Annotated in this window: 17 protein-coding genes; 14 read left to right on the top strand and 3 right to left on the bottom strand. The window is 70.2% G+C overall.

Translation table 11 applies throughout. The features are described from left to right. Positions 1-74: 74 nt before the first annotated feature. A complete protein-coding gene (locus MYK68_RS15175; RefSeq protein ID WP_247868068.1) occupies positions 75-2,636 on the top strand; it encodes a bifunctional FO biosynthesis protein CofGH in 2,562 nt (853 codons plus the stop codon). A 29-nt stretch (positions 2,637-2,665) separates the two neighbouring features. On the opposite strand, the gene MYK68_RS15170 is transcribed toward MYK68_RS15175, so the two are convergent. Together MYK68_RS15170 and MYK68_RS15165 are read right to left on the bottom strand one after the other, a co-directional pair. Next, complete coding sequence (locus MYK68_RS15170) at positions 2,666-2,824, bottom strand: DUF8730 family Cys-rich protein (RefSeq protein ID WP_247864551.1); 159 nt, start codon at positions 2,822-2,824, stop codon at positions 2,666-2,668. 100 nt (positions 2,825-2,924) lie between these two features. Continuing rightward, on the bottom strand, positions 2,925-4,640 hold the full coding sequence (locus MYK68_RS15165; protein ID WP_247864550.1) for an FAD-dependent oxidoreductase: 1,716 nt from the start codon (positions 4,638-4,640) through the stop codon (positions 2,925-2,927). 249 nt (positions 4,641-4,889) lie between these two features. Here MYK68_RS15165 and fdxA point away from each other — a divergent pair, with 249 nt between their 5' ends. The 3 genes from fdxA to MYK68_RS15150 all read left to right on the top strand — a co-directional run bounded on the left by fdxA (position 4,890) and on the right by MYK68_RS15150 (position 7,241). Then, on the top strand, positions 4,890-5,216 hold the full coding sequence (fdxA, locus tag MYK68_RS15160) for a ferredoxin (RefSeq protein ID WP_247864549.1): 327 nt from the start codon (positions 4,890-4,892) through the stop codon (positions 5,214-5,216). Between the two features lie 11 nt (positions 5,217-5,227). Beyond that, positions 5,228-6,394 carry a succinyldiaminopimelate transaminase gene (gene dapC, locus MYK68_RS15155; protein ID WP_502798253.1) on the top strand — a complete coding sequence of 389 codons (1,167 nt, stop codon included), beginning with the start codon at positions 5,228-5,230 and terminating at the stop codon, positions 6,392-6,394. A 298-nt stretch (positions 6,395-6,692) separates the two neighbouring features. Beyond that, the gene (locus MYK68_RS15150) at positions 6,693-7,241 is read left to right on the top strand and encodes an OsmC family protein (RefSeq protein WP_247864547.1); all 549 of its coding nucleotides are present in this window, start codon (positions 6,693-6,695) and stop codon (positions 7,239-7,241) included. 652 nt (positions 7,242-7,893) lie between these two features. On the opposite strand, the gene dapD is transcribed toward MYK68_RS15150, so the two are convergent. Beyond that, positions 7,894-8,850, bottom strand: coding sequence for a 2,3,4,5-tetrahydropyridine-2,6-dicarboxylate N-succinyltransferase (gene dapD, locus MYK68_RS15145; protein WP_247864546.1), 957 nt, complete (start codon positions 8,848-8,850; stop codon positions 7,894-7,896). Positions 8,851-8,985: 135 nt separating this feature from the next. Here dapD and dapE point away from each other — a divergent pair, with 135 nt between their 5' ends. The 10 genes from dapE to glgC all read left to right on the top strand — a co-directional run bounded on the left by dapE (position 8,986) and on the right by glgC (position 17,842). After that, on the top strand, positions 8,986-10,089 hold the full coding sequence (gene dapE / locus MYK68_RS15140; RefSeq protein WP_247864545.1) for a succinyl-diaminopimelate desuccinylase: 1,104 nt from the start codon (positions 8,986-8,988) through the stop codon (positions 10,087-10,089). A 34-nt stretch (positions 10,090-10,123) separates the two neighbouring features. Then, positions 10,124-10,921 carry an LOG family protein gene (locus MYK68_RS15135; protein WP_247864543.1) on the top strand — a complete coding sequence of 266 codons (798 nt, stop codon included), beginning with the start codon at positions 10,124-10,126 and terminating at the stop codon, positions 10,919-10,921. Then, complete coding sequence (locus tag MYK68_RS15130; protein ID WP_247864541.1) at positions 10,918-11,460, top strand: LOG family protein; 543 nt, start codon at positions 10,918-10,920, stop codon at positions 11,458-11,460. The genes MYK68_RS15135 and MYK68_RS15130 overlap by 4 nt, the downstream gene beginning before the upstream one ends. Before the next feature lie 40 nt (positions 11,461-11,500). Then, on the top strand, positions 11,501-13,294 hold the full coding sequence (locus MYK68_RS15125) for a long-chain-acyl-CoA synthetase (protein WP_247864539.1): 1,794 nt from the start codon (positions 11,501-11,503) through the stop codon (positions 13,292-13,294). Between the two features lie 97 nt (positions 13,295-13,391). Next, complete coding sequence (folP, locus tag MYK68_RS15120) at positions 13,392-14,204, top strand: dihydropteroate synthase (protein ID WP_247864537.1); 813 nt, start codon at positions 13,392-13,394, stop codon at positions 14,202-14,204. Beyond that, positions 14,201-15,112, top strand: a complete 912-nt coding sequence (locus tag MYK68_RS15115; protein WP_247864536.1) for a glucosyl-3-phosphoglycerate synthase — start codon at positions 14,201-14,203, stop codon at positions 15,110-15,112. Before folP ends, MYK68_RS15115 begins: the two co-directional genes overlap by 4 nt. 5 nt (positions 15,113-15,117) lie before the next feature. Continuing rightward, positions 15,118-15,426, top strand: a complete 309-nt coding sequence (locus MYK68_RS15110) for a DivIVA domain-containing protein (RefSeq protein ID WP_247864535.1) — start codon at positions 15,118-15,120, stop codon at positions 15,424-15,426. 108 nt (positions 15,427-15,534) lie between these two features. Beyond that, positions 15,535-15,702 (top strand): DUF3117 domain-containing protein, encoded by a 168-nt coding sequence (locus tag MYK68_RS15105; RefSeq protein WP_247864533.1) that lies wholly within the window; start codon positions 15,535-15,537, stop codon positions 15,700-15,702. Next, on the top strand, positions 15,699-16,559 hold the full coding sequence (locus MYK68_RS15100) for a putative RNA methyltransferase (RefSeq protein ID WP_349306178.1): 861 nt from the start codon (positions 15,699-15,701) through the stop codon (positions 16,557-16,559). The genes MYK68_RS15105 and MYK68_RS15100 overlap by 4 nt, the downstream gene beginning before the upstream one ends. Before the next feature lie 68 nt (positions 16,560-16,627). Continuing rightward, entirely contained in the window at positions 16,628-17,842 is a 1,215-nt protein-coding gene (gene glgC / locus MYK68_RS15095; RefSeq protein WP_247864529.1) for a glucose-1-phosphate adenylyltransferase, read from the top strand.

Below are 17,842 nucleotides of genomic sequence, written 5' to 3'. Positions count from 1 at the left end.
GTGACAAGCGTGTCGAAGCCGGGCTGTCTACTCTGGCTTAGGTGATCGGAGAAGCTGACCCGGCCCCCTCGGCGATGCGGCGCGCACTGCGGCGCGCCCGCGACGGCGTCACCCTCAATCAGGACGAGGCCGCGGTGCTGCTGGCCGCGCGCGGCGACGACCTCGAGGAGTTGTGCGCGGCCGCGGCGCGGGTGCGGGACGCGGGGCTGGCCGCGGACGGTCGCGCCGGGCAGGTCACCTACTCGCGCAAGGTCTTCATCCCGCTCACCCGGCTGTGCCGCGACCGCTGTCACTACTGCACCTTCGTCACCGTGCCGGGGAAGCTCGCGCGTGACGGTCACGGCGCGTTCATGGAACTCGACGAGGTGGTCGACGTGGCCCGGCGCGGCGCCGAGCTGGGCTGCAAGGAAGCGCTGTTCACCCTTGGTGACCGTCCGGAGGACCGGTGGCCCGAGGCCGCGCGGTGGCTGGACGAGCGGGGCTACGACTCCACCCTCGACTACGTGCGGGCGGCGGCCATCCGGGTACTGGAGGAGACCGGGCTGCTGCCGCACCTCAACCCCGGTGTGATGGGCTGGGAGGAGATCAATCGGCTCAAGCCGGTCGCTCCGTCGATGGGCATGATGCTCGAGACCACCGCCCGGCGGCTCTTCACCGACAAGGGGGAGTGTCACTACGGCAGCCCGGACAAGGACCCGGAAGTCCGCAAGCGCGTCCTGGTCGACGCCGGACGCCTCGCCGTGCCGTTCACTACCGGGATCCTGGTCGGGATCGGTGAGAACCGCGCGGAACGGGCCGACTCCCTCCTGGAGATCCGCAAGGTGCACAAGGCGTTCGGGCACATCCAGGAGGTGATCGTGCAGAATTTCCGCGCCAAGCCGGACACCGCCATGCGCGGTGCGCCGGATGCGGAGATGAGCGAATTCCTCGCCACGGTCGCCGTCGCCCGGCTGCTGCTGGGGCCCGGCATGCGGATCCAGGCGCCGCCGAACCTGGTGTCCGAGGCCGAATGCCGCGCGCTGATCGGCGCCGGGATCGATGACTGGGGCGGCGTCTCGCCGCTCACCCCCGACCACGTGAACCCGGAACGGCCCTGGCCCAACCTCGACACGCTCGCCGAGATCACCGCGTCGGCCGGTTTCACCCTCACCGAACGAATCGCGGCACAACCGAAGTACGTGCTCGCCGGATCACCGTGGATCGACCCGCGGATCGCCCGCCACGTCGCAGCACTCGCCGACCCGGAGACCGGACTCGCCCGGGACGTGAAGCCCGAGGGCCGGCCGTGGCAGGAACCGGACGAGGACTGGACGTCGTCCGGGCGCGTCGACCTGAACACCGAGATCGACGTCGACGGCCGGCGCACCGAGACGCGCAGCGACCTGTCGAGCGCGTTCGGGGACTGGGACACCATTCGTGAGCAAGTGCTCGCCCTGGGCGATGGCGAGCCGGGTGCGGCCCGCTCGCAGGTGCCCGGCGCCCGCGCCCCGGGTCGCCTCGACGCCGAGGTGGCCGCCGCCCTGCGGCACGCGGAGAACGATCCGGCCGGGCTGTCCGACGACGAGTACCTGGCCCTGGCGACCGCTGACGGTGAGGGGTTGGAAGCTCTTGCCGCACTGGCGGATTCGATCCGCGCCGACGTCAACGGCGACGATGTCACCTACGTGGTGAACCGCAACATCAATTTCACCAACATCTGCTACACGGGCTGCCGGTTCTGCGCCTTCGCGCAGCGCAAAGGTGACGAGGATGCGTTCACGCTGTCGACCGACGAGGTGGCCGACCGGGCGTGGGAAGCGCACCTCGCCGGGGCCACCGAGGTCTGCATGCAGGGCGGGATCGATCCGGAACTACCGGCGTCCGGGTACGCCGACATCGTCCGGGCGGTGAAGCGGCGGGTGCCGTCGATGCACGTGCACGCGTTCAGCCCGATGGAGGTGGTCAACGGCGCCGCCCGCTCCGGCGAGTCGATCCGCGACTGGCTGATCGGATTGCGGGAGGCGGGCCTGGACACCATTCCGGGGACCGCCGCGGAGATCCTCGACGACGAGGTGCGCTGGATCCTCACCAAGGGCAAGCTGCCGACGGCGTCGTGGATCGACGTGATCACCACGGCGCACGAGGTGGGCCTGCGGTCGAGTTCGACCATGATGTACGGGCACGTCGACGCGCCCCGTCACTGGGTGGCTCACCTGCGTGTGCTGCGTGGAATCCAGGACCGCACAGGGGGTTTCACCGAATTCGTGCCGCTGCCGTTCGTGCACCAGTCGTCCCCGCTGTATCTGGCCGGAGCGTCCCGTCCAGGCCCGACGCGGCGGGACAACCGCGCGGTCCACGCGCTGGCGCGGATCATGCTGCACGGCCGGATCGACCACATCCAGACGTCCTGGGTGAAGCTCGGCGTCGAGGGCACCCGGGTGATGCTGCGCGGCGGTGCGGACGACCTCGGCGGCACGCTGATGGAGGAGACCATCTCCCGGATGGCCGGTTCCCAGCACGGCTCGGAGAAGACCGTCGCCGAACTCCACGAGATCGTCGAGGGTATCGGCCGCACCCCCCGGCAGCGCACCACCGAGTACGGCCGCGTCGAGAACCCGGTGTCGGTGCGTACGGAGTTGCTCGTCGTCGAGAGCTGACCCGCGACCGGGTTAAGCCCCAGACGAGGTCAGCGGCCGCCGAACATCCGGGACAGTCGGCCGGGCTCCTTCGGGTGGCCGGGGCAGCGACGCGAGGCGGGGACGCCGCGCATCACCTGGTCGACGTGCTGGCCGCAGCCACGCCAGGTGACCTTGCCGCAGGTCTTGCAGGTTGCTTGCTGGCACATGGTGTTCTCCTTCTATCGGTGTGTGGGTGTGGTTTCGACACGGGCTCCGTCGTCGCCCGGCTCAACCGTCGGACCGGTGGTGTCGACACGGGCTCCGTCGTCAGGCGAGCGCGGGCTCGTGGGCGAGCGCGGCGCGCAGGGTGAGCAGGCCGCCGGACAGGTTGGCCGCCTCCAGGCCCGCGGCAGTCAGCACGCGGTATGCCAGGTAGCTGCGCTTGCCGCTGGCACAGTGCACCCGGATCGGACGACCGGCCGCGGCCTCGCGGATCTCGTCCAGCCGTGCACGAACCTCGGTGTGCGGCACCAGATACGCGCCGTCGAGGTGGTCATCGTCGTACTCCTCCTGACTGCGCACGTCCAGGATGAAGTAGCCGGGATCGGCGACCTGCTCGGCGTACCAGAGCGCCATCTCGCCGTCGAGCACATTCTCGGCGATCATCCCGAGCAGATTCACCGGGTCCTTCGCGGAGCCGAACGGCGGCGCGTACGCCAGATCGAGGTCGATCAGCTCCGGACCGGTCATGGCGTTGGCGATGGCGGTGGCCAGCACGTCGATCCGCTTGTCGACGCCCTCGGGGCCGACGCCCTGGGCGCCGAGGATCAGCCCGTCGGACGTCCGCAGGTGCATCATCAGGTGCAGTTGCCGCGCGCCGGGGAAGTATCCGGCGTGGTGATCGGCGTGCAGGTGGACGGTGCGGTAGTCGATCCCGGCAGCGTCGAGAGCGGCGCGGTTCGCACCGGTCAGCGCGGCGGTCAATTCGCCGACGCGGACGATCGCCGTCCCCAGCGGATGCGGGATCGGCCGGGCGATCTGCGGTGTGACGATGTCGTCGGCCACCAGGCGGCCTGCCCGGTTGGCGGGGCCGGCCAGCGGAACCGGGCGGCGCAGACCGGTCACCCGATCGGTGGCGAGGGTCGCGTCGCCGACGGCCCAGATGCCGTCCACGTCGGTGCGCCCGTGCTCGTCGACGACGATGGCGCCGCGCTCGCATTCGACACCGGCCGCGGCGAACACGGCGGTGTCCGGGGTGACGCCCACCGACAGGACCACGACGTCGGCCTCGATCATCGTGCCGTCGCCCAGCACCACGACGTCCTCGTCGTCGCGGCTGTCGATCGCGACGGCCGCGATGCCGTCGTGCACCGTGATGCCCAGTCGCGTGAGCTCGTCGCGGATCAGTGCGGCCATCTCGGTCTCCAGTGGCGGCAACACGTGCGGCGCCAGTTCCACGACGTCGACCGTGAGACCGCGCATGCGCAGGCCCTCGGCGGCCTCCAAGCCGATGAAACCGGCGCCCAGAACCACCGCGCGGAGCGCGGCTGTCGCGGTAGGCCCGCTCGCGGAGTTCATGCTGAGCGGAGTCGAAGTGCTCCCGGCGCCCGAGTCGACCGTGTCCTTCAGCCGCACCGCATCCGCGACCGTCCGCAGTGTCTGCACGCGCGGCGAATCGAGCCCGGGCAGCGGTGGTCGTACGGCCTTGGCTCCGGGGGAGAGGACGAGCGCGTCGTACTCGACCGTCTCGACGCCGTCCGCGCTGCGCACATCGACGGTCTTGGCCGCCGCATCCACGGCGATCACCTCGTGCCGCACGCGCACGTCGATGTCGAGCGCCTCCCGCAGCGATTCGGGGGTCTGGACCAGTAGATCCTGCCGATCGGTGATCTCGCCGCTCACGTAGTACGGCAGGCCGCAGTTCGCGAATGACGGGTGATCCCCGCGCTCGAAGACGATGATCTCGGCCGACTCGTCCAGGCGGCGGGCCCGGGCCGCGGCACTCATTCCGCCGGCGACGCCGCCGACCACAACGATTCTCATGGTTGCCTCCTCGCTGATCACTATACCCCTAGGGGTATCTGATCCGGCAAGTCACAGCGAATGCGCGGACATTTTCCTCAGCCTGGGTAAAAGTCCGCCCCGGTGAGGCGGTGCGGCGGTGACAGAAGGGGGACTGCGGGTTCGTCGTGCCCGAGGGCGAAAAGCTAGGCTGTAGTGGTCTGTCAGTGGTGTCCCCGGCGCGATCAGCCCTCGCTCGGGCGCCTGGCGTGTGCGTAAGGAGAGCCGAGAGTGACCTACATCATCGCGGAACCGTGTGTGGATGTGATGGACAAGGCGTGCGTCGAGGAATGCCCCGTCGACTGCATCTACGAGGGCGGCCGCAGCCTCTACATCCAGCCCGACGAGTGCGTCGACTGCGGTGCGTGTGAACCGGTCTGTCCGGTCGAGGCCATCTTCTACGAGGACGACGTTCCGGACGAGTGGGAGCCCTACGTCAGCGCCAACGTCGACTTCTTCGATGAGCTCGGTTCGCCGGGCGGCGCGAGCAAGATCGGTAAGACCGATTACGACCCGCCGTTCGTGAAAAACCTGCCGCCCATGGGCGAAGAGGACTAGGAGAGGCCATCGTGACGGCGGTTCGACGACTGCGTCCGGTCAGCGCGGCGCTGCCCGACTTCCCGTGGGACACCATCTCCGGTGCGAAGGCGAAGGCCTCCGCGCACCCGGAGGGGATCGTCGATCTGTCCGTCGGCACACCGGTCGATCCGGTCGACGCCGTGATCCGCCAGGGGCTGGCCGACGCCTCCGAGTTCCCGGGCTATCCGGCGACGATCGGCACGCTGGAACTGCGTGAGGCGGCGGCCGGCGCGCTGGCCCGTCGTTTCGGGATCGACGGACTGGACGAGGCGTCGATCCTCCCGGTGATCGGCACCAAGGAGGCGATCGCCGGGCTGCCGTCGCAGCTGGGCGTGCCCGCGGGGGAGCTCGTGGTGATCCCCGAGGTGGCGTACCCGACCTACGAGGTCGGCGCGCTGCTGACCGGAGCCCGCGTGCTGCGGGCGGACTCGACCGTCGCGATCGGGCCGGAGATCCCGGCGCTGCTGTTCCTCAACTCGCCGTCGAACCCGACGGGCAAGGTGCTGCCCGCCGATCACCTGCGCAAGGTGGTGTCGTGGGCGCGTGAGCGCGGCGTGGTGGTCGTGTCCGACGAGTGCTATCTCGGTCTGGCCTGGGATCGGCCCGCCGTGTCGATTCTGGATCCGGCGGTCTGCGACGGTGACCACACGGGCCTCATCGCGGTGCATTCGCTGTCGAAGGTGTCGAATCTGGCGTCGTACCGGGCCGGTTTCCTGGCCGGCGACAAGGGCCTGATCGCCGAGCTGCTCGCGGTCCGCAAGCACGCGGGCCTGATCGTCCCGTTCCCGGTCCAGGGCGCGATGGTCGCGGCGCTGAACGACGACGTCCATGTGGATGCCCAGCGCGAGCGTTACCGTCTCCGCCGGGCGAAGCTGAAGGCGGCACTGGAGTCCGCCGGGTTCACCATCGATCATTCCGAAGCGGGCCTGTACCTCTGGGCGACCGCGACCTCGCTGCCCGAGCTCGGGCCGCCTGAGCGTGCCTCGCCGCCTGAGCTTGTCGAAGGCAAGTCCCGCGCGACCCTGGATTGGTTCGCCGAGCGCGGCATCCTGGTGGCCCCCGGCGACTTCTACGGTCCGCGCGGTGCGAACCACATCCGGATGGCGTTCACGGCGACCGACGAGCGCGTCGACGCCGCCGTCGCCCGGCTCTCCTGAATCAGCCGAGGCCGGTCCGGGGGAGAGGGAACGAGATGTGCCTGCACGGGATGTGGCCACTGCCCGGTCGTCGGGGCACGTAGCAGCGAGTAGATGCAGAAGCAGCGTTCGCGAGCGCTGCTACTGTGCGCAGGCGCTGCCACGTCTGCCGCCGGTGTTCACCGCCACCGACGAGAGAGTCGCCGCCGCCCGGCTCTCGTGCTGACCGGCCGCCGGGACTGTCAAGCCCGGTCCCCGGATCCACGCGCACTGAATTTAACGCTGGGGCGGTAGGGAATCCGCCCGTATGTTCGGGGCCATGGCTGACACCGAACTGATCGATCTCCCCGCTCCGACCGCCGACACCCCGCTGAACGCGATCACCGTCGCGACGGCGGACGCGGTCCGCAAGAACCCGAAGAACGCCGCCGCGGTGTTCGCCGCCGAGGCCGTCGGCACGGACGGCGTCAAGTCCGACGTGGTGCTGCGGTCGTTCTCGATCACCGTGGATGAGCCACCGGTTCTGGGCGGTTCGGACTCGGCGCCCAACCCGGTCGAGTACTACCTGGCTTCGCTGCTGTCGTGCCAGGTCGTGACCTACCGCTTCTGGGCGCAGCGCCTCGGCATCCAGGTCGACTCGCTCGCGCTGCGCGCCGAGGGCGATCTGGACGTCCGCGGCTTCTTCGGGCTCGACGACGATGTCCGCCCGGGCTTCGGCGCGATCCGCATCGTCGTCGACGTGTCCGGCCCGGACACCGAGGCGCGGTACGCGGAGCTCCACGAGGCGGTCGAGAAGCACTGCCCCGTGCTCGACCTGACCGTGAACCCCACCCCGGTCTCCAGCGAACTGCGCGTCACGACCGTCTGATCGCCCGCCCCTGGCCGCATTCCGTCGCCCCATCCGCTTTCTGTTCCCCCACGCGCTTTCTGTTCCCCCGCCCGCTCCAGACCAGGTGGCGGAACGGAAAGCGGGTGGGGGAACGCGTCTCGGGAGGAGAACAGCGTCCGAGGGGGCTCGGCCGGTGGATAGGGGTGGCTGCCGCGTTCGTGCGTGCCGGTCGGTTCGTTGTCGCCTGCTCGGCGGGTGGGCGAGGACTACGTCGGTGGGCGTCGCCCACGAAGTCAGTGGGTGGCGTCGGGGTGTGCGGTCGGGGCCGCTCCTTGCTGAGAGCGTGACGCCTGTCTGGGGGTGGCTTCGACACCCGCCTCGCCCTGGCGGGCTCGGCGCGGCTCAGTCGGCGACCGGGGAAGTGCACGTTCTCGGATCAAGTGCCGCCCCGCCCAGGCCATGAGAGCACGCAACGAGAGCCCGGCACACAACTGCGCCACGCATGAGAGGCCGGGACGGGCAGCATGCTTTCGAGCCCTCCGCAGCCCATCTCGAGATCGGCGCGACCTTCTAGAGAGAAGTAGCGAGGACTGGTCCCTCCTGAGCATGCGTGGCGGAGCCTGCGACGACACGCGGTCGAAGGGCCGAGAAAGCATGCTGCCCGGCCCGGCCGCCCACAGTCAGAACGGAATCAGTTGTGCGCGTGCAGAGCCTCGTTGAGCTCGATCCCGTCGCCCGCCTTGGCCGTCACTTCCACCGCACCGCTGGTGGAGTTGCGGCGGAACAGCAGGTTCGACTGTCCGGCCAGATCGCGGGCCTTGACGACGGTGCCGTCCGGGCCAGTGACCTTGGTGCCCGCTGTGATGTAGAGCCCGGCCTCGATCACGCAGTCGTCGCCGAGCGGGATGCCGCAGCCGGCGTTGGCGCCGAGGAGGCAGCGGCGGCCGATGGAGATGATCTCCTTGCCGCCGCCGGACAGGGTGCCCATGGTCGACGCGCCGCCGCCGATGTCGGAGCCGTCGCCGATCACGACGCCTGCCGAGATCCGGCCCTCCACCATCGAGGTGCCGAGGGTACCGGCGTTGAAGTTGACGAAGCCTTCGTGCATCACGGTGGTGCCCGGGGCGAGATGCGCGCCGAGGCGGACACGGTCGGCGTCGCCGATGCGGACGCCGGACGGCACCACGTAGTCAACCATGCGGGGGAACTTGTCGACCGAGTAGACGGTGACATGGCCGCGGCCGCGCAGTCGCAGGCGGGTGGCTTCGAAGCCGTCGACGGCGCACGGGCCGAAGTTGGTCCACACGACGTTGGCGAGCAGCCCGAAGATACCGGTGAGGTTCTGACCGTGTGGCTTGACGAGACGGTGCGACAGCAGGTGCAGGCGCAGGTAGACGTCGTGCGCGTCGATCGGGTCGTCGTTCAGGTCGGCGATCACCGTGCGGACGGCGACGGTCTTGACGGCGCGGGCGCCGTCGACGGCGACCGCGTCGACCAGTTCGCGCGGGGTGTCGACGTCGCTCAGCACAGTGGTGCCGGCGGCCTCGCCACCGGCGGTCAGTTCGGGGGCGGGGTACCACGTGTCCAGGACGACGCCGTCGTCGGTGAGCGTAGCGATTCCGATGGCAACAGCACCTTGAGTAGTCACGGCTGCCAGTCTATCGAGCCCGCTCAGCGCTGTGCAGTACGCGTCTGTGGTCCGCGCACCGCTCTTCCGGATCTGCCGATCTGCCGGCGCTGCAGGTCTCGCCGGCGCCCGCGCTCGCCCGGCTACAGTGGCCGGGTGAGCGTTCCGGACCTGAACCTGCGTGCCGATCCTGCCGAACTGACCGCCGCGCTGGTCGACATGCCCAGCGTGAGCCACGACGAATCGCTGATCGCCGATGCGGTCGAGGCGGCGCTGCGCGCGCAGACGCGCGGCTTCGAGATCAGCCGGTTCGGCAACCGGCTGCTGGCCCGGACCACGCGGGGCAGGGCTTCCCGGGTGATCCTCGCCGGGCACCTCGACACCGTGCCGATCGCCGGGAACGTGCCGTCGCATCGAACCGTGACCGACGACGAGGGCGACGTGCTGCACGGGTGCGGCACCGTCGACATGAAGTCGGGGCTGGCGGTGTTCCTGCACCTGGCGGCCACCCTCGACGACCCCGCGCACGACCTGACCCTGATCTGCTACGACTGCGAGGAGATCGCCGCCAAGTACAACGGGCTCGGCGTGATCGAACGCGAGAAGCCCGAGTGGCTGGCCGGCGACGTGGCGATCCTCGGCGAGCCCACCGGCGGACTGATCGAGGCCGGGTGCCAGGGGACGCTGCGAGTCCGCCTGTCCGCCAACGGGACTCGCGCCCACTCGGCGCGCGCGTGGATGGGCGACAACGCCGTCCACAAGCTCGGGCGCGCGCTGACCACGTTGCACGGCTACACGCCGCGGCGCGTCGACATCGACGGCTGCGAGTACCGCGAGGGCCTGTCGGCGGTGGCCGTCGGCGGTGGGGTGGCCGGGAACGTCGTGCCCGACGAGGCGTACCTGGACGTGAACTTCCGGTTCGCTCCCGACCGGTCGCCGGAGCAGGCCTTCGAGCACGTGCGCGAGGTCTTCGCCGCCGATCTGGACGGCGGCGTGCTGACCGCGGAGGTCACCGATTCCGCGCCCGGCGCCCTCCCCGGCCTGGCCAATCCCGCGGCGGCCGCTCTGGTCGAGGCGGCCCAGGGGCGGTTCCGTGCGAAGTACGGGTGGACCGACGTCGCCCGTTTCGCCGCGCTCGGGGTCCCCGCGGTGAACCTCGGCCCGGGTGATCCGAGCCTGGCCCACCGGGCGGACGAGCGCGTTCCCGTCGCGCAGATCCACGAGGTGACCGGCCTGCTGCGCAGGTATCTGGCGGGGTGACGCCGCTGTCGGGGACGGTTGCTAGCGTGAGCCCATGACCGACACCCCGCCCGAACCGCTCGACGACGACCGGCCGGTCGACGACGACGCAGGCATCCGCTACGCCGGTGCCGCCAAGGTGCTCGTCCCGGAGGGCGCCGACTACGTCACCAGCGACGAGACGCTGCTCAAGTGGGTCGATCCGCGCGACGGCGCGCGCATGCTCGAGCGCACCGTCCGCGACTCCTGGCGGGTGCTGCGGATCCAGTCGGAGTTCGTCGCTGGGTTCGACGCCCTGGACAAGGTGACCGAGGCGGTGACGGTGTTCGGCTCGGCCCGGTCCAGGCCCGGCAGCGCCGAGTACGAACTCGGGGTGGAGCTCGGCCGCCTGCTGGCGCAGGCGGGCTTCTCGGTGATCACCGGCGGCGGCCCCGGCGCGATGGAGGCGACCAACAAGGGCGCATTCGAGGCGGGCGGCGAGTCGATCGGCCTCAACATCGAGCTGCCCTTCGAGCAGCACGTCAACCCGTATCTGACCCTCGGGATGAACTTCCGCTACTTCTTTGTCCGCAAGACGATGTTCGTCAAGTACGCGCAGGGCTTCGTCTGCCTCCCCGGCGGTATCGGGACGCTCGACGAGCTCTTCGAGGCGTACACGCTGGTGCAGACCGGTAAAGTGACCCGCTTCCCGATCGTGCTCATCGGCCGCGACTTCTGGGCGCCACTGGTCGACTGGATCCGGTCGAGCCTGGCCGGCGGCGGCAAGATCAGTGCGGGTGACGACGACCTGATCACCCTCGTCGACACGCCCGCCGAAGCCGTCGCGGTGGTCCGTGCCTCGGGGATTCGATGAGCGCGATCTGCGTGTACTGCGCGTCCGGCCCGGTCGACCACAGCTATCTCGACCTCGCCGAACAGACCGGCCGCGCCATCGCCGAGGCCGGCCACGCGCTGGTCACCGGGGGCGGCCGGGTCGGCATGATGGGCGCCGTAGTGCGTGGCGCGCGGGCGGCCGGCGGCTACACCATCGGCATCATCCCCGAGCATCTGATGGCCGCCGAGGTCGCCGACACCGACTCCCACGAGCTGATCGTCACGGACACGATGCGCGAGCGGAAACGGCTGATGGACGACCTCTCCGACGGCTTCATCACCCTGCCCGGGGGCATCGGCACCCTCGAAGAACTGTTCGAGACCTGGACCGGCGGGTTCCTCGGCGTGCACGACAAGCCGATCGCCCTGCTCAACCACGACGGCTTCTACGACCCGATGCTGACCTGGCTCGACGATCTCGCGACGCGCGGGTTCGTCGCTCCGCGCGCGCTGGCCCGGCTGCGGGTGGTGCCGGACCTGGGGGCCGCGCTGGCCATAGCTGACCCGGCGGTAGGGTAGCGGTTCACACCCCCGGATCGAGAAGGAGTGAGTCCCGCGCATGGCTCAATCGACCAGCCAGAACCCCGCCCTCGCGCGTAACCGTGTCGGCCTCGTCGATCTGGTGAAGGGTGCCGTCGGCATGGCGCCGGACGCGCTCTCGATGGCTCAGCACGCGCCCGGTCTGGTGTTCCGTTCGCCGGACGCCAAGAAGACCATCGGGCACATCTTCCAGAAGCTCGCCCACAAGCACCCGGACCGCCCGTTCGTGCGCTTCGAGGGGGAGACCCTCACCTACGGCGAGGCCAACCGCCGCGTCAACCGCTACGCGGCGGTGCTCGCCGGCCGCGGGGTCGTCACCGGCGATGTCGTCGGCATCCTCGCCGAGAACAGCGCCACCGACCTGCTGGTGGTGCTGGCGACCCTCAAGCTCGGCGCCGTCGCGGGCATGCTGAACTACAACCAGCACGGCCACGTGATCGACCACAGCATGACGCTGCTGGACGCGAAGGTCCTGGTCCGGGACCCGCGCTGCACAGATGCGTGGGAGACGATGAGCCCCGAGCAGCACCCCGAGCATGTGTTTGACTTCGCTGAACTCGACGCCGCGGCCGCAGGCAAGCCGGGCACCGATCCGGCGGCGACGGCCGCGCTGCCCGCGTCGACCACCGCGTTCTACATCTTCACCTCCGGCACCACCGGTCTGCCCAAGGCGAGCGTGATGAGCCACAACCGCTGGCTCGCCAACTACTCGGGCATCGGCGGTCTGGCGGTCCGGCTGCGCCCGAGCGACACCATGTACGTACCGCTGCCGCTGTACCACAACAACGCGCTCTCGGTGTCGCTTGGCGCGGTCCTGGCCGGCGGTGCCTGTATCGCCATCGCCCGCAAGTTCTCCGCGTCCCGGTTCTGGGACGACGTGATCGCCAACCGGGCCACCGCGTTCTGCTACATCGGCGAACTGTGCCGCTACCTGCTGGCGCAGCCGGAGAAGCCCACCGACCGGCAGCACGCCGTCCGGGTGTGCGCCGGTAACGGTATGCGGCCGGAGATCTGGGACGAGTTCTCCGAGCGCTTCGGCATCGACCGCATCGTCGAGTTCTACGGCGCCAGCGAACTCAACCTCGCCTTCGTGAACGCCTTCAACGTCAAGCGCACCGCCGGTTTCTGCCCGCTGCCGTTCAAGGTGGTCGACTACGAGGCCGACGGCAGCCCCAAGCGTGACGCCCAGGGCCGACTGCGCTCGGTGCGGAAGGGGGAGCCGGGGCTGCTGATCGCCGAGATCAGCGAGCGCGTCCCGCTCGACGGGTACACCGACGACACCGAGACCGAGAAGAAGGTGATCCGCGACGCCTTCAAGGACGGCGACGCCTACTTCAACTCCGGCGACCTGGTGCGCCAGCAGGGCTTCTTCCACATCGCCTTCGTCGACCGCCTCGGCGACACCTTCCGGTGGAAGGGCGAGAACGTGGCGACCACCGAGGTGGAGGCCGCCCTCGGTACGTTCGACGCGATCGAGCAGGCCGTCGTCTACGGCGTCGAGGTCCCCGGCTGTGACGGGCGTGCCGGGATGGCGGCGCTGACCCTGCGCGAGGGCGTCACGCTCGACGCCGCCGCGCTGGCCGCGCACCTGTACGCCGAGCTCCCAGGCTACGCCGTCCCGCTCTTCCTGCGGATGGTGCAGAAGATCGAGGCCACCACCACCTTCAAGAACCGGAAGGTGGAACTGCGCGACGAGTCGTACACCGACGTCGCCGGCGACGAGGTCCTGGTCCTGCGGGGCCGCGCCGACGGCTACGTCCCGTTCTACGACGAGTACCCGGCCGAGGTGGCCGCCGCCAAGGCTCCGCGCTGACCGTCGAGAGGATGCTGCCCTGACCGCCGACGACGCCGTCCCCACCCCGTCCGACACGCTGTGCGGGCGCCGCGTCGCGACCGACCGCGCGCTGGTCATGGCCATCGTCAACCGCACCCCCGACTCGTTCTACGACCGGGGGGCCACCTTCACCGACGAGGCCGCGCAGGCGCGGATCGACACGGTGATCGCCGAAGGCGCCGACATCGTCGACCTCGGCGGGGTGAAGGCCGGTCCGGGTGAGGAGGTCGACGCGGACGCCGAGGCCGGCCGCGTGGTGCCGATGATCGCGTGGATCCGCGCGCGGTATCCCGACATCCTCATCAGCGTCGACACCTGGCGCGGCGAGGTCGCCGCCGCGGCGGTCGCGGCCGGAGCCGACCTGATCAACGACACCTGGGCGGGTGCCGATCCCGACCTGGTGCGGGTGGCCGCCGACAGCGGCGCCGGACTGGTCTGCTCGCACACCGGTGGCGCCGTCGTCCGGACCCGGCCGCACCGGGTGGCCTACGCCGACATCGTCGGCGAGGTGACCGCTGAGCTGGTGGCGGCCGCCGAGCGGGCCGAGGCGGCCGGGGTGCGCCGCGACGGCATCCTGATCGACCCCACCCACGACTTCGGCAAGAACACCCATCACGGGCTCACGCTGCTGCGCCACGTCGACCGGCTCGTCGCCACCGGCCGGCCGGTGCTGATGGCGCTGAGCAACAAGGATTTCATCGGTGAGACCCTGGGCGTGGAATTGGACCAGCGGGTGGCCGGTACGCTGGCCGCGACGGCTCTGGCCGCCGCCGCGGGTGCCCGGGTGTTCCGGGTCCACGAAGTCGCCGACACCCGCCGCGTGCTGGACATGACCGCATCGATAGCGGGGACCCGCCCGCCGGCCCGCACGGTCAGAGGATTGGCATGAACGACGAAGCTCCCTGGTCGCACACGCATGCGTGGGACCGTCCGGAGTGGACCGTCGACCGGCTGGTGGCGGCGAAGAACGGCCGCACCGTCTCGGTGATCCTGCCCGCGCTGAACGAGGAGGCGACCGTCGGCGACGTCGTCGCCACCATCGTGCCGCTGCTCGGCGGGCTGGTCGACGAACTGGTGGTGCTCGACTCCGGTTCGACGGACGCCACCGCCGAGATCGCCCGCCGCGCCGGGGCCCGCGTGGTGGCCCGCCAGGACGTCTTCGGCGACGTGCCGCCGCGTCCGGGCAAGGGTGAGGCGCTGTGGCGCGGAGTCGCCGCCACCACCGGCGACCTGATCGCCTTCGTCGACGCCGATCTCGTCGACCCGGACCCGATGTTCGTACCCCGGCTCCTCGGACCGCTCCTGCTGAACCCGGAGATCCACCTGGTCAAGGGCTACTACCGCAGGCCGCTCACCGAAGGCGGCGCCCGCGTCGCCGACGGCGGCGGGCGCGTCACCGAGCTGACGGCACGGCCGCTGCTGACCGCGCTCAAGCCGGAGCTGGGCGAGGTGGTGCAGCCGCTCGGCGGCGAATACGCCGGCACCCGCGAACTCCTCGCCACGGTGCCCTTCGCCGCCGGGTACGGGGTGGAGATCGGGCTGCTGATCGACACCTACGACCGCTACGGCCTGGCCGGGATCGGGCAGGTCAACCTCGGGGTGCGGGCCCATCGGAACCGGCCGCTGTCCGAACTCGCGGTGATGAGCCGGCAGATCATCGCGACGCTGCTCAGTCGCTGCGGGATCGCCGACTCCGGGGTGGGCCTCACCCAGTACGTGCCGGCCGCCGACGGCACCTTCGCACCGCACACCACGCCGCTCACCACCGACGAGCGCCCACCGGTCGCGCTAGGCTGATTCCCGTGGTGGTCATCGGCTTGTACGTGATCGTGATGGCGCTCATCATCGCGATCGTCTTCGCGATCGTCTGGTTCGTCTTCGGGCGCGGTGAGGAACTGCCGCCGGTGCAGAAGGGCACGACGCTCACCCGGCTCCCGCGCGCGGGGATCACCGGTGACGATGCGCGCCGCCTCGTCTTCCAGCAGACGCTGCGGGGCTACAAAGCGGAAGAGGTCGACTGGGCGCTGGAGAAGCTGGCGCGCGAGATCGACGATCTGCGTGCGACGGTGCACGACCTGTCTGCGCGCGATGCCGAGCAGGAGGCCCGCTGAGCGAGCCCGGCGACCGGCGGCACCAGCGAGATCTGCGCCACGTACTATGAAAACCAGTGTCTACGACCAATTGTCTGTGATGCAGTATTCGGTGAAGGGAGCGCGACAATGGCAGCGATGAAGCCCCGGATGGGTGACGGTCCTCTCGAGGCGGTCAAGGAGGGGCGCGGCATCGTGGTGCGCATTCCGATCGACGGTGGCGGTCGGCTGGTCGTGGAACTCAACGCTGAGGAGGCCAGCGCGCTCGGCGAGGTGCTGCGCGAGGTCGTCGCCTGACACACGGCACGGAGCAACAGCTCTGGCGCTCCGGCGCGCACATCCTGCGCTGCCCGGTCTGCGGCGACGAACCGTCCGCCACCGAGACGGGACTGCGGTGCCCTCGCGGACACGTCTTCGACCGGGCCCGGCAAGGTTACGTCTCCCTCCTCACCGGCCGCGGCAGCGGTCATCGCAGCGACACCGCGCCGATGGTCGCGGCCCGTCGCCGGATTCTCGACTCCGGAATGTTCGACGCGGTGGCGAACGCGCTCGCCGCCGCGATCCCGCGTGACGGCGGCGTCGTCGTCGACGCCGGGACCGGAACCGGTCACTATCTGGCCGCGGCGCTCGGCGCGGCGCCCGCCGCGCTCGGCGTCGGCATCGATCTGTCCAAGTACTGCGCCCGCGCCGCCGCGAAGGCGCATCCCCGGGCGCTGGCGGTCGTCGCCGATCTGTGGGAGCCCCTTCCGCTCGGTGACGGTATCGCCGACGCGGTGCTGTCGGTCTTCGCTCCCCGGAACGCCGCCGAGGTGGCCCGGATCGTGGCGTCCGGCGGATGCTGGCTGATTGTCACCCCGAACCCCGGTCATCTGCACGAGGTGCGGGAGGCGCTCGGCATGCTCGACATCGGCGCGGACAAGCTCGTCCGGCTGCACGACGAACTGGCCGCCGCCGGATTCCGGGTCACCGCGAGCGAGCCGGTGACCTCCACGTCCGAACTCGGCGCCACTCAGGCCGCCGACCTCGCCGGGATGGGCCCCGCGGGCTTTCACCGCGGCCCCGACGAGCTCGCCGCGGCCGCCGCCGCGCTGGTGGCGGGGAGCGGTGCGGTGGCGGCGACCGTCGATGTCACGATGACCGTCGCCCGGCGCTGAGGAGTCCAAAGGGCCCGATCTCTCCCCGCCGCCGCCCGCGGCGCCCGGTATCCGGATATGTTGGAGTCGTGAGATCACAATCGCAGGTGCTCGGAATCGTCCTCGCAGGCGGAGAAGGCAAGCGTCTGTACCCGTTGACCAAGGACCGGGCCAAACCCGCGGTGCCGTTCGGCAGTTCGTACCGGCTGATCGACTTCGTCCTGTCGAACCTGGTCAACGCCGGTTACGAGCGGATCTGCGTGCTGACCCAGTACAAGTCGCACTCGCTCGACCGGCACATCTCGCAGACCTGGTGGTCGTCGGGCTTCCACGGAGAGTTCATCACGCCGGTCCCTGCGCAGCAGCGACTCGGACCGCGCTGGTACACCGGCAGCGCCGACGCGATCTTCCAGTCGATGAACCTCATCGAAGACGAGAAGCCCGAGTACATCGTCGTCTTCGGTGCCGACCACGTCTACCGCATGGATCCCTCCCAGATGGTGGAACAGCACATCGCCACCGGGGCCTCGGTCACCGTCGCCGGGATCCGGGTACCGCGCAAGGAGGCGGTGGCCTTCGGCTGCATCGACTCCGATGCGGAGAACGTGATCACCCGCTTCGTGGAGAAGCCGAGCGACCCGCCGGGCACACCCGACGACCCCGACGTCACCTACGCGTCGATGGGCAACTACGTGTTCACCACGCAGGCCCTGGTCGACATCCTGCGCACCGACGCCGCCGATCCGGACTCCGATCACGACATGGGCGGCGACATCATCCCCGCCTTCGTGGAACGGGGCGAGGCCTACGTCTACGACTTCAACGACAACGCGGTCCCCGGCGCCACCCCCCGCGACCGCGGCTACTGGCGCGACGTCGGCACCATCGACGCGTTCTACGAGGCGCACATGGATCTGGTCTCGGCCAACCCGGTGTTCAACCTCTACAACGAGCGCTGGCCGATCCGCGGCGAGACCTCACACCTGCCGCCGGCGAAGTTCATCAAGGGCGGCTCCGCCAACGACTCGATGGTCGGCGCCGGCTGCATCGTGTCCGGCGCGACCGTGCACAGTTCCGTGCTGTTCAACGACGTCGTGATCGAAGACGGCGCCGTGGTCCAGGGCAGCGTCCTGATGCCCGGCGTCCGGGTCGGCCGGAACGCGGTGGTGCGCAACGCGATCCTGGACAAGAACGTCCAGGTCAGCAACGGCGGCCAGGTCGGCGTCGACCTCGAGCACGACAAAGAGCGCTTCACCGTGAGCGTCGGCGGAATCGTGACCGTGGCGAAGAACGAGGTCGTCTGA

Origin of the sequence: Gordonia sp. PP30 (genome assembly GCF_023100845.1) — a bacterium.
In the GTDB taxonomy this organism is placed as follows: Bacteria; Actinomycetota; Actinomycetes; order Mycobacteriales; family Mycobacteriaceae; genus Gordonia.
This window is presented reverse-complemented; position numbering and strand designations above follow the sequence as displayed.

Bases quoted from the DNA above. Each gene is read 5' to 3' on its own strand.
- MYK68_RS15175 (WP_247868068.1), top strand. From the start codon at position 75: ATGCGGCGCGCACTGCGGCGCGCCCGCGACGGCGTCACCCTCAATCAG.
- MYK68_RS15170 (WP_247864551.1), bottom strand. From the start codon at position 2,824: ATGTGCCAGCAAGCAACCTGCAAGACCTGCGGCAAGGTCACCTGGCGT.
- MYK68_RS15165 (WP_247864550.1), bottom strand. From the start codon at position 4,640: ATGAGAATCGTTGTGGTCGGCGGCGTCGCCGGCGGAATGAGTGCCGCG.
- MYK68_RS15150 (WP_247864547.1), top strand. From the start codon at position 6,693: ATGGCTGACACCGAACTGATCGATCTCCCCGCTCCGACCGCCGACACC.
- MYK68_RS15135 (WP_247864543.1), top strand. From the start codon at position 10,124: ATGACCGACACCCCGCCCGAACCGCTCGACGACGACCGGCCGGTCGAC.
- MYK68_RS15130 (WP_247864541.1), top strand. From the start codon at position 10,918: ATGAGCGCGATCTGCGTGTACTGCGCGTCCGGCCCGGTCGACCACAGC.
- MYK68_RS15125 (WP_247864539.1), top strand. From the start codon at position 11,501: ATGGCTCAATCGACCAGCCAGAACCCCGCCCTCGCGCGTAACCGTGTC.
- folP (WP_247864537.1), top strand. From the start codon at position 13,392: ATGGCCATCGTCAACCGCACCCCCGACTCGTTCTACGACCGGGGGGCC.
- MYK68_RS15115 (WP_247864536.1), top strand. From the start codon at position 14,201: ATGAACGACGAAGCTCCCTGGTCGCACACGCATGCGTGGGACCGTCCG.
- MYK68_RS15105 (WP_247864533.1), top strand. From the start codon at position 15,535: ATGGCAGCGATGAAGCCCCGGATGGGTGACGGTCCTCTCGAGGCGGTC.